13 protein-coding genes are annotated in these 14,114 nt (G+C 40.5%); 3 read left to right on the top strand and 10 right to left on the bottom strand.

The genetic code is table 11. The annotated features are described in order from the left end of the window. Positions 1-4 precede the first annotated feature (4 nt). The 7 genes from O9X84_RS05545 to O9X84_RS05515 are packed head-to-tail and all read right to left on the bottom strand — an operon-like array spanning position 5 to position 10,028. The gene (locus O9X84_RS05545) at positions 5-577 is read right to left on the bottom strand and encodes a 4Fe-4S single cluster domain-containing protein (RefSeq protein ID WP_269518632.1); all 573 of its coding nucleotides are present in this window, start codon (positions 575-577) and stop codon (positions 5-7) included. Further along, the gene (locus O9X84_RS05540) at positions 574-1,077 is read right to left on the bottom strand and encodes a hypothetical protein (protein WP_269518631.1); all 504 of its coding nucleotides are present in this window, start codon (positions 1,075-1,077) and stop codon (positions 574-576) included. Before O9X84_RS05540 ends, O9X84_RS05545 begins: the two co-directional genes overlap by 4 nt. After that, positions 1,074-1,286: a DUF2997 domain-containing protein gene (locus O9X84_RS05535; protein WP_269518630.1), complete on the bottom strand. Its 213-nt coding sequence runs from the start codon at positions 1,284-1,286 to the stop codon at positions 1,074-1,076. The genes O9X84_RS05540 and O9X84_RS05535 overlap by 4 nt, the downstream gene beginning before the upstream one ends. Next, positions 1,279-3,414, bottom strand: coding sequence for a hypothetical protein (locus O9X84_RS05530; protein WP_269518629.1), 2,136 nt, complete (start codon positions 3,412-3,414; stop codon positions 1,279-1,281). Before O9X84_RS05530 ends, O9X84_RS05535 begins: the two co-directional genes overlap by 8 nt. Beyond that, positions 3,414-5,081: a hypothetical protein gene (locus tag O9X84_RS05525; protein WP_269518628.1), complete on the bottom strand. Its 1,668-nt coding sequence runs from the start codon at positions 5,079-5,081 to the stop codon at positions 3,414-3,416. Before O9X84_RS05525 ends, O9X84_RS05530 begins: the two co-directional genes overlap by 1 nt. Continuing rightward, entirely contained in the window at positions 5,078-8,404 is a 3,327-nt protein-coding gene (locus O9X84_RS05520; RefSeq protein ID WP_269518627.1) for an AAA domain-containing protein, read from the bottom strand. Before O9X84_RS05520 ends, O9X84_RS05525 begins: the two co-directional genes overlap by 4 nt. Positions 8,405-8,411: 7 nt before the next feature. Then, positions 8,412-10,028, bottom strand: coding sequence for an AAA family ATPase (locus O9X84_RS05515; protein ID WP_269518626.1), 1,617 nt, complete (start codon positions 10,026-10,028; stop codon positions 8,412-8,414). Positions 10,029-10,201: 173 nt separating this feature from the next. On the opposite strand from O9X84_RS05515, the gene O9X84_RS05510 reads away from it, so the two are divergent. Continuing rightward, positions 10,202-10,420, top strand: a complete 219-nt coding sequence (locus O9X84_RS05510; protein WP_269518625.1) for a hypothetical protein — start codon at positions 10,202-10,204, stop codon at positions 10,418-10,420. Positions 10,421-11,042: 622 nt separating this feature from the next. Further along, positions 11,043-11,309: a hypothetical protein gene (locus O9X84_RS05505; protein ID WP_269518624.1), complete on the top strand. Its 267-nt coding sequence runs from the start codon at positions 11,043-11,045 to the stop codon at positions 11,307-11,309. 80 nt (positions 11,310-11,389) lie between these two features. On the opposite strand, the gene O9X84_RS05500 is transcribed toward O9X84_RS05505, so the two are convergent. From O9X84_RS05500 to O9X84_RS05490, 3 genes are all read right to left on the bottom strand, one after another. After that, the gene (locus O9X84_RS05500; RefSeq protein ID WP_269518623.1) at positions 11,390-12,703 is read right to left on the bottom strand and encodes a type II toxin-antitoxin system HipA family toxin; all 1,314 of its coding nucleotides are present in this window, start codon (positions 12,701-12,703) and stop codon (positions 11,390-11,392) included. Next, entirely contained in the window at positions 12,703-12,969 is a 267-nt protein-coding gene (locus O9X84_RS05495; RefSeq protein WP_269518622.1) for a helix-turn-helix domain-containing protein, read from the bottom strand. The genes O9X84_RS05500 and O9X84_RS05495 overlap by 1 nt, the downstream gene beginning before the upstream one ends. A 182-nt stretch (positions 12,970-13,151) precedes the next feature. After that, positions 13,152-13,568 (bottom strand): plasmid pRiA4b ORF-3 family protein, encoded by a 417-nt coding sequence (locus tag O9X84_RS05490; RefSeq protein ID WP_269518621.1) that lies wholly within the window; start codon positions 13,566-13,568, stop codon positions 13,152-13,154. Positions 13,569-13,820: 252 nt separating this feature from the next. Between O9X84_RS05490 and O9X84_RS05485 the strand changes: the two genes are divergently transcribed. After that, on the top strand, positions 13,821-14,069 hold the full coding sequence (locus tag O9X84_RS05485) for a helix-turn-helix transcriptional regulator (protein WP_269518620.1): 249 nt from the start codon (positions 13,821-13,823) through the stop codon (positions 14,067-14,069). Positions 14,070-14,114: the final 45 nt, after the last annotated feature.

Below are 14,114 nucleotides of genomic sequence, written 5' to 3'. Positions count from 1 at the left end.
AGCTCTATTGTTGTTCCGGATATCCCAGCGTCGTTATAGCCCCATGCTCTGAAATAATCATTTCCAAGTCGTTGCTCTCGTCAGGGTATTGAGCAAGCCTCGAATTGTCTGGATAAATGACTTGTTGATTCTCGGAACCGCGCCAGCGAAGGTAAGTATTTCTTTTGTCTTCTTGGTACCTACCTGCAACTATGATGTCTGCGAATTCAAGAAGCGGTTTCCAATATCCCATTTGTTTCAGTTCGTGCGGTTCGTAACCTGTGTAAGTCATTATTGATAGGTTACTATGCTTCCGTATTTCTGCTAGAAGCCAAAGAGTATTTTCAGCCTGCTGCAAAGGTTCTCCACCGAGAATTGTTATGCCATCAATATTTGGAGCACGCAAAATTTGTTGAAGTAACTCAATGCGGTGGATCAAAGTTCGAGGCCTTTTAGGCCACATCTCTTCATTCCAGCAACCTTTACATCCAAGCGAGCAGCCTTGCACCCACAGTGTAAAGCGTGTTCCAGGTCCATAAATATGAGTGGCAGGTTCAATATGCGAAACGTTGAACTCATCTGAAGCCTGAAATTTCATGCTGTCCGCGAGCATACTAACTGAATTTTTCCGTTTACATACTTTTCTTTAACAACATAGCCTTGCGCTTTTGCCTGCTCTATGGCTTTTTTTCTCGTTGCCTCCACTCTAGCTTTACGCTCGGCCTCTAAGCGTTGCTTTTCAAATTCTGCTAGGTGTTCTAAGTAAATATCGTACTGCCGTGTGTACTCAGTAGAAAGCTCTTTTAAAAAGAGTCCAACCGATTGATATTGTTTGCTAGTTTTACTAACTAACCTACCATTCATTTCACTAGAATCATGAAATAAAACCCATAGGTCATTCACTAGACGAAAGTATTGGTTTCCATAGTAGTCTTGGCGATTTGTTATTATGTCACTCACTTGAAGTGGGTTGCTGTGGTTAAAGGTGTTTATATTATCAATTGTGACAATAGTTGGTTCGTACCCTAACACGTCTAGTGCATCTAAAAGAACATCTTGAATTGTAAAGGGGGTTGCTGTGGTGATTACTGCACTCAAGGACGGCCTCGACTATTGATTATGGTTCGATTACTCACTAGTTCATTTGCTTGGAAATATTCATCTGTCTTTTTAATATTTATTACATTGAGTTCTTGCTCTAATAAGCTTTCTACTGCTTCCAGACAGGCTTCTCCTTTGAAGCCATCCGTTTTCGCTGTAATTTTTCCTTCATCATCAATTGTGAGAATTACTTTTTGCTCAGGCATTTTCCATTCCTTGTTCGCGCTTTACGCATAAAGATGCTCCTAATCGTGCAGCATCCTCTTTTGCTTTTTCAATGTGCTCTTGAAAATGAACAACTAAGTAAAGCTTATTCTTCGCACTGAATAGTTGTAAATTGTTTGCAGGTAATTCAGCTGTCGGCCAAGTGATATTGATTGGTTGATCTTCTTTGATACCAAGTTGTTTATCAAAGTGGTCTGATGGTTCCTTAGATGTGGTGTTTTCGTTCTTGTGATCTTCTAATGCTTGCTTGCAGCTACCGACATCTCTTTTCGACTGCTCTACTTTACCGGCAAGTGTTTCTAGAGATTTTGATAACTGATTAAGTTGCGAATTAGCGTTGTTTATCAGGCTTTTTAGCTCACCAGGCCACTTTTTCGCGTCTTTGCTGGTTTTAATTAATTTGCTCAGCTCTTCAAAATAAAAATTTGCTGGAATGTTTTCATATTGATCGCTGCTTTCACTGAAAGACTGCAATCTCTCTTGCGCTTGACTTTTAACAAGGTCTTTTTTCTTCTTAACTTCTATAGTTTGCTGCTCTTTCCTTGAAACGCTTTTGCCATAAGCATCTTCACTTTCTCTTAATTTAGCTAGAAGTGATTCTTGTTTTTCTTCCCATTTTTTCAGCACCTTAGCTTTTTGCTTTTCAGCCTCAGTATCTTTTTCTCTACGGGATATCTCAAACTCTACCTTCTTTAAAATCGCCATTTTTTCTTCTCGGTCAGCTGGTGAGCTTGAGCTTGGCAAAAAGCTGCTAAGCTCTCCCAAATTTCCAGTGTTTTCCTTCAGCGCACGATTCTGACCCAGTAAAAACTGCTTTAATTTTCCAATCAATGGACCTCTTTTTAATTCATCAAATGTAGACTCTAAACTTTTTATTTTAGCTCTCAGCGTATTGATAGCTGCATGCCATTGCTTATCAGCTCTTTCCCATTGAACAACTAACTCAGCTTGTACTGCGCCTTTTGGTAAATAGGGAGGATGGATACGTACACCGTACTGAACGCTCTTAGCAATTTGATTTTTTTGGAACCCTGTTTGGCGGCGTACAAGCGTCGATGGTTCAGCGTCTAAAAAATCTTCGAAGGAGTCGCAAATGAAATCTTTAAGTTCAGAAGATATATTTTCTTTGCAAGTAAGAGGCTCTGAGTCTAATGAATCTGGGTATAGAATCGCTTTGCCAACTATATTTTCGACAGTCGTGTCATACGATAGCTGCCATTTTACGGTATCAATAAACTCTTCCAGAGAAGTTTTAAGCTCTAAGGCTTGTTGTCCGTTCAGCTCTAATGCCCAATTTACGCTGTTAGAATTAGCTTCATCAGGGAGAAGCCATATTTTATTGTCGCCAGCGCTAATCGTTGGTAAGTTACCTTCTGCTAAAGCAACGTGCAGCTGCTCTTCAATACTTGAAGATACTAATTGATTCAGCTTTCTACTAGCTATAACTTTTGCTTGTGGTGCAATTGATAACTGTAGGTCAGTCGTATGCTTTGTTTGGCAAAGAAACTCAGCGGTGTCACACTTCAAATGATCGTTTAATTTATGCGCCTGATGAAAGTCGTTGTTGGTTATTATTTTCGTTTCTAAGGAGCCTACTTTCGATTCTTCACCTTCGGAGATTTCATGCGTAGCGCTATTCCAGAATAAATAGCAAAAGCTCCGATAGCTATCATCGAGTTGGCTTTTATTGAGCGTTGCTTGGTAATCGCCAAGGTGAATACTGCCTTGTGCATTTAATGTATTGCAATCTGAAATCCATAAGCTGCCAACTTGCGCAACGCCATACCGAATAAAACAACGATCTTTAAGTTTAGCAATTACTGAGGTGTTCTTTTTTTTACCGCCTAGGCATAGATAAACACGAAGACCTTTTTCATCTATATTTTTACGAATGATATCTACGTATTTTTCTTCTAAAGCGTCGGTGCTAATAAAAACAGTTTGCTTACTCCCACTGATAAGGCATTTTACCGCCTCGTCAGTTGAGGGCGTAAGCCACTCGGTCTTAAACTCGCTTTCTTCGTAATCTTGACTGATGAATAATGGCGGTAAAGGATGCGATGAAAAATTTTTAGTGAATATCTCTTTTCTAGCAACTATTTGCTCCATTAGTTTTTCTCCAAATACTTTAAAAGGAACTCGGGCAAATCACTGCGCGACATGGGCGTGAATGTGGGATAACCGGCTACTTCCCATTCATCATTTGGTTGTTGCCTTAAAAAGTCTAGACTAGTGCTGACTTTCCATATTTGTTCATTCTGGCTTGTTTCTATAATCCAATATCGGTCGTGATTTTCTGGTTTGCTTTTTTCAAAAAAGTCGAGGCTCCAACCATGGGGCTGAATTCTTGTCTCGCTACTTCTAGCCGTTAAAAGTTTGCCTGGGCAAGTGTTTGCTATTGCATTAAGAAGTTGCTCTTGCTTATCTGTTCGATAGTATCTGTCTGAAATAAACATACGCGTTATAACGCGATCGTTTGTTAAATGCTGGAGCAGGCGTTGAGGTGTTACGCTGTCTCCACTCTGCAAGGTTAGCGGTATACCTTGCTGGCTGGTTTGTGATGGAATTAGGTCTATTGTTGCTGCAGCATTCCAGTAGGCCCTTCCTCTTCCACTTTCAGCTAGTAAATCCAAAATTTCTTTTTGTCCAATCGGCGGTATGTCTAAGTGTGCTAACTGTTTTTTACTTCGCCACAAAAGCTGGTCTTTCTCTGCCTGCAATGGGGATACTGGGCGTTGAGTGAAATAACCTTTTAGCCATGTTTGAAGCCAAATTTGTTGATCACTTCTACTATCTGTAGGCTCAATGTTAAAAGGCTTTAAACTTTTAATATGCATTTTGCCCACTTCATGAATGTTCAGCGGCTCAGCGGGTAAGTCTCTTATTTTGCATGCATTTAAAATAGCAAAATCATCTATTTTTTCTGAAAACGGTAATTGTATAGATAGCCTTTCTTCTATCCATTCTCCTTCGAAGTAATCAGCCACAGAGCCGTAAACTACAGTGGTTGATTTTTGGCTTTCACCTTTAAATGAAAGAGGTAACTCGATTTCATTTTGTTGAGCATTGCTATGGTTATTACCACGCCTATTTTTCAATTCCTTAACTTTTACGTTGCATTTCAACTCTACGCTGTTATTAGCATCAAGATTCCAAGTGAGCGTAGCGTCGTGGCCCATCACTTCTTCAGAGATAACATCAATATCTTTAATTTCCGTATGACAAGTCTTCCAATTTTTGGATTCCTTATCGAACACTGAACATTTAGCTCCACCGTTTATAAAGTGTAGCGTTCTAGCTTGCCCTTTTTTGCCTAACGTCTTGCCTTCAATATTAGGACTAAGCGCATCAAGGCGTTGTAACGCTATCAGCTGATTTCCTATCAGAGGGTGTTCGCAGAACCAAAATTGATATAGGCCTTTTTCTTCAAGTTGAATTGTACCTGTGCGACTAAGCTCTAGCCCTTTTTCGGTAAGGTCAGAATTATTATCATATACGCCGATTTTTTTTAGGTACTCGCGCAGTCTCAGCGGTAACCTATCGGCACTTAATATTCGCTGTAAATCTTCTCTTTTGCTGGCAATCGAAAGAGTAGCAATAGCATGAAACGCTTTAACTCTTGTTTGCGATTCTAAAATAGTAGCGAGGCTTTGGCTTTGCTTTGGCTTTTCGTTGCTTTTCTTCCGTGGAGCGTTATTGTGTTTTTTAGGTGTTTTTCGTTCGGGTTCTTTTTCTAATACCACTTCAAGTTCGGCAAGGCTGTTAAAGGTTGTCATAGTTCAGTTCCTTTGACGGTAGTAGTGTGTCGGGCTAGATTTTTCAGCTCATCCGTACGTGATTTGTTAGCAAAGTAATTTTCGTCTCCAACTATCACCAGTTGGTATCTTGCGCGAGTAATTGCCACATTAAGACGGTTAGGGGAGTCAAGAAAGCCATCTCTCTCGTTATTCACCATAGATAGAATGACTAAGTCTGCTTCTTGTCCTTGAAAGTAATCGACGGTGGCAAGCTTTACACTGGTATCTTTTAGTTTAAATGTTGAATAACTTTTGTTATTTCCGGGGAGTTTTTGTAGTTCAGAGCGCAGTGCATTTTCTTGGCCTTTATAAAAAGTAAGTATTGCTACAGTAAATGGCTCTCCATCAATGTTTTTGTTTCCTTCTGCCCAATCTGCAAAGCGGGAAAGCTCTTCTATGACCTGTTTTACTTCCGCATGATTCTTGTTCTTGTTCACTCTCGCGTTTTTCAAGCTTTTAGAAACATCAACCCAAATTTTATGACAGCGCTGTCCGTTACGATCGTATCGCGTGTAGTCCCACACTCTGTTGTCAGAGACTTTACTGCCATTTTTTAATGATTTTCCATGGTAAAATTGCTTACTCGGGAATTTGGATATATCTGGATGCATTCTATGTTGGTAGCTAAGTGTTACTTGTCGGGCATTCTTCTCACTCGAACGAAAGCCACCATTCAGTGTGTGCAAGCTGTCTCTTTTTCGCTTTTGTAACCCAGCACCAGATAACGCTTCTAAAACAGATGGAAATGCAATATTTTGCAACTGAAAAACTCGACCTTCTGTATCTTCAGTTTTTGGCAATAACCGTTCTATCGTTTTTTTATAATTACGTGTTTTAGAGTCGAACGAACTTACTAGCCTTAACCAGTACAAACGTTCCAAGCGCCAGCAAAGCTCTTCTGCCCAACTCGTGGATTTAAGCCTTTTCATCAGTTCAGAATAGATCTCTTTAGATGAATGGTAGCTTGACCTTCTATCACTCCATTGTTGCGAATTCTCAAACAATATATTGTTTACAAATGCATGATGACTATCTTGCCATTCGGATGAAAGTACCACGGCGTCGGCAGGCAATTTGTCTTGTATTTGTGCAAGCGTATTTTTTTCTACAAACAGGATATTGTTCTGCCAAAGGGGCAGATAGTCTATTGGTTTTCTATCTATTACTAACAGTTGGTCAACTGCCTCATCGCCCAACTCCCATCTTTTCGCTATTTCTTTGTTCAAAGATTTACAAACTTCGTGACTTACCGGCAATACAAGTTGATTAGTGAAATTACTACGCTTATCGCGCAATTTTTCAATTAAAAAGCAGGCCTCTTGAATCGCTGAGCTGAGTAAGATATCTGGCTTTTTTCTGTATCCCGGCCTAAGCATTAACTTTTGCAGATTAGCGACAATTTGTTCTCTATCTGTAAATGGGGAAAGCTGCCGAATATCACCAACCAAAATATGCTTAGCTGCGTAGCGTGCAGGCACCAAAAATTCTTGGAAAGGGGTTTTACTGCACTCGTCTATAATCATCACATCGAATGCCGGTGTAACGTCGGGAAGGGTTACATTCTCGTTGTTGAACAGGCGCATGATCCCAATGGTTGTTCCACATATAAGGTTGGCACTATCGACCAGTAGTTGCTCGCTGCAGTCAAAATCGACACTATGGTCTTTTTTTAGGTTATCAAACTGGTAGTGCTCTACTCCTCTCGCGTTATTGGCATCACCAATACGAAGAGGGAATACTAAATCTTGAAGATTATTACTGTCTATTCTCTCTAAAACATTATTGATAGCGGCATGCGTTGAGGCTGTTAGTAATACTCGCTTTCCTTGCTTAACCAATTGAACAATGAGCTCTAATATCGCAGTCGTTTTTCCTGTGCCTGGTGGACCATCAAGAATGGCAAAATCTTCAGAGGCAAGGGCTTTGCATACAAATTCTCTTTGCTCTAAACAGCCATCAAAACTTGTATCTTTAAGTATTTTCCACGATTTTTCATTAAGCAACTCCGGCGCTATTTCCGGCCACTCCATGCGGTCGCGGTCTGAAAACAATGATAAAAGATTAAAGTTTCCCAGTGTAGGCGCTTTCTTAAGTGCTTGAATTGCATCTCGCTGTTTAAGCAATTGGCTTACATCTGCTAACGCTTTAATTTCGTCATCGTTAGGATAAATACTTTCGTTTTGTTTTTCTTTTTTACCTAAAAGAAGCCTGCGCTCTTCACTGTCAGATTTAATAATCTTGTATTGATCATTTCTATTGCCCTTTTTATCTAAAATACACGCATTATCGCTGAAAAAATAATCTAATGCCGAAACGCCGGTATCGTCATTAGACTCCGGCTCTATAAGTTGTATCCATTTATCTTGCTTATGTTCTTTTAGCTTTATTTCTAAATTCCAAGCATCATAGGTAACACTCTTTAGTTGTGGAGCATCTTTATGTTTTGCTGTGATAATACGGGTGCTTTGTTCGTTACTTATTTCAAAATCTGCATTTGAGAGTGAGCTTCCATTGCCAGACAGGTTTGAAATACTTAATTCTTTCAACCACGCGTTAGTAATATTATCCACCGTACAGTTAGGTAGATTTGGAGAAATTTTGCTGTTAATTACCCATCCATTATCAAACTCTTCAGCATTGCTAGGTAAAGACTCAGCGCTAAATTGACTTTTAAAGCAAAAGCTTACTTCAATGCCATTTATTGTTAACTTATCTCTACTTGGAACAATGTGGTTATAAATTTTGATGGTTTTATCGTTCACTACCCTATGTTGAACTTTTATGCCATTTAATTGAACATTTGAGGCTTCATCGAGTGAGTTCTGGCACTGTACTAGTCTTAACGTATAGCCTTGCCAAACCGCGTGATTTTTAAAAAACGCTATTGTTTGTTCATAATCCCTTAAATTTACCTCGAACCGGTCATCCCTTTCTCTCAAATTATAATGAGGGATGCTTACACTCACTCGGTTTGGCCCTTTACCAATCACAAGGGGGTCGGTGAGGTCGGGGACAAAAGGTTCATCTTCGTCATCGAGTTGTAGCTCGTACCAACCAATGTTGTCGTCTATTATTTCAATAGTGTTTTCTGGGACTATTTTAAAAATTTTTGTTTGCAGCGTTATTTCATATTTCCGATCGTTTAACGGGCGCCATTTTGCTACAACCTCTTTATTTTTGAAGGCTGAAATACTGTTGTTAAGATAATTAACAAAAGGGGTAAGCCCGTTATCAACGTCAGTTGCTAGTTGCGTCGCTTGCTCCGCGCTATTGCAAAGCGCGTTATAAAATAAATTGCTCATGTACTACCTAAGAAACAAATGGGTTTTCAATTTCCGTTTTAAGTTTTGGCTGCGGTGAAGATTTTTCAGAGGCTTTTACATCTTCTGGCTCTTCACTGCTTGCCTTAACTGCTCTTCCTTTCGCCCATTTTCTAGTGTCATTGATAAGTTCATGCATGGTTACTGAGAGTGGGGATGTTGCTTCTAATGCTTGTTGAATGTGGCTTTTATCTAAGTCACATCCCTCGTCAAAAGCGACAAACATTGCCTCTTTAATGGCTTCTTCAAGTTCTGCGCCCGTAAAACCTTTTGAAGTCTGTGCAAGGCTACGCACATCTTCTTGGCTAAATTCGTCTGCTCTTCGTCGACTACGAAGGTGTACTTTTATTATTTCTTCTCTTTCGTTTACTGTTGGTAAGTCAACAAAGAAGATCTCATCTACTCGTCCTTTACGAAGCAGTTCGGGAGGTAAATGAGAAATATTGTTTGCTGTTGCAACTACAAATACCGGTTTGTCTTTCTCTTGCATCCAAGTAAGAAAGCTACCTAAAACACGCGCTGTTGTTCCACCATCGGTAGAACCAGAGCTTTGCATACCAGATAACCCTTTTTCTATTTCATCAATCCACAGTATGCTGGGTGAAAGCGCTTCAGCTAACTGCAGCGATTGACGCATATTATCTTCAGACTGACCGACAATGCCGCCATAAATTTTACCCATATCAAGTCGCAACAAAGGAAGCTGCCAAGCGTTTGCAACTGCCTTCGCGGCAAGGCTTTTACCAGTTCCTGGAAGGCCTAAGAGTAATACTCCTCTAGGATCTTCTAGACCAAAGTCTTTTGCCTCAGAAGTAAAAGCTTGTTTTCGTCTGTTTAGCCATGTTTTGAGATTCGCCAGGCCGCCAATATCATCAAGTGTTGCTTTTGGATGAAAGTATTCAAGATGTCCATTTTTACGAATGATTTGTTCTTTTTCTTCTACAATAAGCGGAATTTCAGCTTCGCTTATGCGTTTTTTTTGTGATGCTGCTTTTGCAAACGCAAGTTGAGCCTCGCTAGTAGACAAACCTAGTGCTGCGCTAAGTACTTCATCCGTTACTCTGTAATCGGTTTCGGCGATATTGAATGTCTGCTTCGCTTGCTTAGCTAATCTTTCTAAATCGGACTTGTTTGGAAGTGGAAGTGTAAGAATTTGGGTTTCTTTTTCCAATTCAACGGGGAGGCGGTGGATGGGTTGCGACATAACTAAAGTGATATCTCTAACCTTTTTCCCTGCCACCGAAATCGCAAAATTTCTAAGGCGAGCGATTATTGTATAGTCTACGTCAGTCAGATTAGGGTGGAAGTCTTCCAATAAGACGATGCAATTACTTGGTTTTGGAAAAAGCTCATCGTCATCCTCAAAGACGCCATTAAGCCAATCAATAGGAATAGCAGGTTGTTTTGTGTCTTCGATTATCTCTGTTGACGGAAAGGTTACATTTTCTCGTAAACCTTGGGTGCGATCCCATATATAAGTGTTTCGTCCCAGCGTTTCCGCAACTGCTGCAACTTCGGCTCTAATCCTCAGTGTATCGTGACTGATAATTTGAATTATTGGAGCACCGGCAGCAATGTTACTTTCTAATAGCTTATTGAAAGTCATTTAGAGTCCATTCTTCTGATTTTTTAGCAAGCCGCTGACGATATCAAAAAAATAAACTAATTCGAAGTATTTTAGGGTTGATAAATGTAGGCTCGTACAGAAAGTAGACTATGGTTCGTTTTTGAATAAGAAGTTTGGTTGAATCTTTTAAATCTTAAAAGAATAACTATGGAGTGTTTTTAAGAAACGATGAAAGCGATGATACATTGCTATCGGCTATGCGTGATGGCGGGCCAGGGAGTAAAGTTACCGACTGCAACATTTTAAACAAATGCGCTTCCCGAGCAGATAAATTAACAGCCAAGTTAGCAATCAAACTAGCAGATAATGATGAGAGTACAGGGCAGGTTTTAACTGCAGTGTTCAACTCTTCATTACCTGAGGCCTTATAGCCCCTCATTAAGTAACGCCACACTACGCATATCACTAATTGCTGCAAAAAAGCTGCACAAAGCATTGTTCAGTATAGCTAGGCTTGGGTCCGCTTTGTTGGGTTTAAGCAAGCCATATAGCCCCAGCGAGTGCAATAGCGGTAAGCATTAGTAGAAATATCAGACCTTTATTAAAATCAGCCTCGGTTTTGAATGTGGTGGGTTAGGGGTGATTGAAGTATAATTAAGCGCTTATAAGTTGTTACGGTTCAAGGGAAGAAGAGGGGTATAAGATTTCCTTGTTTATCGAATTTTTTGCTAGCAAACATTCAAAAAGTGGGAAAAAGCGTAGCCACATACTGGCTACCTGTCTAAACTCCGCCTTAACGTGCTACATCGCTCCCTAATACGGGTTACGATTTGTTGATACATGTCATTGGGCATAGGTGTTTCAACATCGCTTTGCTGCACACTGCCATAGTTAGGAGTATCTTGGTTTATGTTAAGTACTTTAAGTTTCAAAAAAAACAATAGCGCCAGTCAATTGCGTATTGCTAGATTTTAATTACACGCTAGCGGTGAAAATCCGTACCATCCAATATCGTCTGGTTACAATGATCAACAGAATAATTGGAGAGCCAACGTGGTATACCACGCAATTATTAACGCATTTATCGACAACATATCCAATCCACGGTTTTACCGGTCTATCAAAGACATTGCTACACGGCTCAATGCATTCGATCCGGCGGTACTATTTATGATGGCATGCAGCGAAAATAATTTGGCTAAAAAATCAGTTGACAGTGAACACAACACAGAAAGCATCGACTCAGTAGCCAAACATATCCTAGGCTACGCGCTGACCTCTGCGGGTCACCGGTCCTTTTTCATACTTCGCTTTTCTTAGTTACAAGTCACAAAATAAATCATCATTTAGAGTGAAACATTACTTCTAATATGAATCGGAACAAATAGTAGAGCTGCACGTTATCCGTTCAGAAAAGTCGTTATTTTACGCAGGCAAGTGAGTGTTCTTTTGGTTATAATCTCACCTACCCCCATATCAAAATGTGCATTCGCCTGCTTGAGGGTGGAAGTCAGCGCCTCCTCTACCTTTTCGTCTAAAAAGGCCAATATGCCGAGTGTTTGCTCTTTATCTATTCCTTGCCGCTTTCCGTGCTCTGGCCAGTGCCTAGGCATAATTTCATTCCATTTGTAGTGTGTATTTTTACTGTGGACTTTCATTGCCATTTTTATTTTTTTTGCCTGAATGTTCCCTTGACCGAAGTAGGGGTAGGCGCTTAGCACATCGTAAAAGGGTGTGAGACGGTACCCATCCTGATTTAGTGCAATGCTGAAATTTTTTGCATGCCCATCAATAGCAGCAAGCAACCAAAATACGATTTGCACACGAAAAAATTCGAGTCTATCGTTGTATGCGTTTTTTGAGCTAGACAGCAGTTCCATGACCTGCTGAGAACCTGGACCATCTTTTTCCTCATACTTCGAACCACTCACTTTCCCTAATGCCTGACACATATCCTCTTGGGGAAGCCGGAAGATAGTGTCTTCCTCAATTCTGCGATCAAAGCGTTCCACTACCAGCACCTTCTGGTCTTCAAATTTCGCAATTTCACAATCTGCTATATCCAAGCCTAGGTTTTTCATAAACGTTTGGCAGAACCATTCGTTGTCTACACTCGAAGATAAGTCTATTCCCAAGCTTTCATGATGAAGAATGGGCGGTTTAAAGATGTGGGTGGTTGGCGTTGAGGCATGGGGCCGGCACCAGTTTCCTTCCCATAGGGTTAGAGCGGTCTTTTCCTGCGCTCCAGCAAGAGAAATTCGGAAGTCATTATCTGAGTTCATGCCTAGCATTTTCTCAAGACAAGTTTCTCTGATAATTTGTGCGACTTCACCCTCAGACAATGACGTGAGCGACAGTGGCGGCATTTCGTCTGTGACAGGCGCTTGAGTGAATGTGAGCGCACCCACACAATCTTTTCCAACCTTGGCTAACAAATCAAAAGGCTTGGCACTATCGGCGCCTAAGCGATCTTTCATATGTTCTCTGATAGCGCTTGTATCCGGAAGCAAATTATCAAAATAAGCATGTACAGCTTCACCCTTTATTTCAGCTCGTTGCATAGGCAGGCTCAGAGAAATAGCGCGGCTTCCCTCTATCTCTAGCCAGTCGGGGTTGTACTTAAAGCTTATGCGACCATTTTTTAAATACAACTCACCCACAGGAAACCCGTTCATTGAACAAAAGAGTGTGCGGGTATGTGATTTTCGCCCCATCAGAATCTCAGTGATTTTTTCGCCAGTGAGCTAGTCTGAGTGGATACTTCATCCATGGCCAAGTTGTCGACCTTCAGCGCTAAGTCTAGCGACGCGCAAAGTTTGATAAGCATATCGACCGAGATTTTTTCAGGCTTGGTTTCACAGTTAGAAATATCCCGTTGATATACGCCAATGCGTTTTGCTAAATCAGCTTGAGTCCACCCTTTGGCTTTTCTATTGTCCTTGATAATGGCGCTAAGATCCTTGGGCGTATTAATTTTCATATTGGTTTTCTTATACCGATTTATGCATAAAATAAAAATATACAGATTACTGTATAAAATTACTATATGCCTAAAACTGTATAAATCAAGTTTATGCACATTTGTGTAAACAGAACCTAATCTAGTTAGAGTATTGATATACGCTTTCGCTGGGGCCACAATGCGGTTCAATGTCGAATCAATTATTTGATGCTATTTAACCGGTCTTGAATACGGCTTATATCAACATGGTAAGGGTCAAAACTTTCACCACACCATTCAATCATGTCCTCGTACTCTTCATCTTCAGGATCGGCAACGACACGTTTCAGCTCTTCGTATCCTGGCTCACCACTACAATCTTCGGGTGGACAGGCCCCTTCCGCCGATATGATGAAAAATGGGTGTGGAGTTAGTTGAATTGATTTTTTTACAAATATTTGATGCTCCCAATGATCACCAAAGTCGTAAACATAAGAAAAGTGTTGGTTACTTCCCAACAATTTATGAAGCTGCTTTCTGCGTTGGTCAATTAAATAATCATCATTAAAATCGCAAATTTCCCCATAGTGCTCATCGCCAAATGTAAACATATGCAAATGGTAGCCATACCAACCCATCGCTGCTATTAAATAGCCTACGCAGACGCTTGTACGAGAGTAACTATACTCGCTGCCTTATCTCATGTACTACCACAAATCTTGCAGCGGAAATCCGATGTGTGAAACTTAACTGACTTATTTCTTGGTGTATTGCTACGATTTTAATTACACGCAAGCAGCGAAAATGCTTTGCTTTATTGTGTTTATATATGCACATTTTTAGCTTATCGTACTTCTTGTGCATATATAAACACACTTTTGGTGTAGATAATGAGCAGAGAATCAATCGGTAATCAGTTAATGGCTGAGCGTAAACGTCGGCATTTAAGCCAGGCTGACATTGCCAGCAAACTTAAAGTAGACCGGTCTCAAATATCACGTATTGAGAATGGCCGGTACCAAGGGTCACTCCAGCTGCTGGAGCGGTACTTAACTCTTATGGGGTTAGAATTAACAGCTACCCCTCTTAATCGCCGCCCGACATTAGACGAACTAGATTCTATTTACGATGACGACTAATTCCATTCTCGCCGGGCTGCCCGAACAGGTTCGCCAGTTGAAGGT

Source organism: Alteromonas sp. BMJM2 (genome assembly GCF_027257845.1).
Taxonomy (GTDB): Bacteria; Pseudomonadota; Gammaproteobacteria; order Enterobacterales; family Alteromonadaceae; genus Alteromonas.
This window is presented reverse-complemented; position numbering and strand designations above follow the sequence as displayed.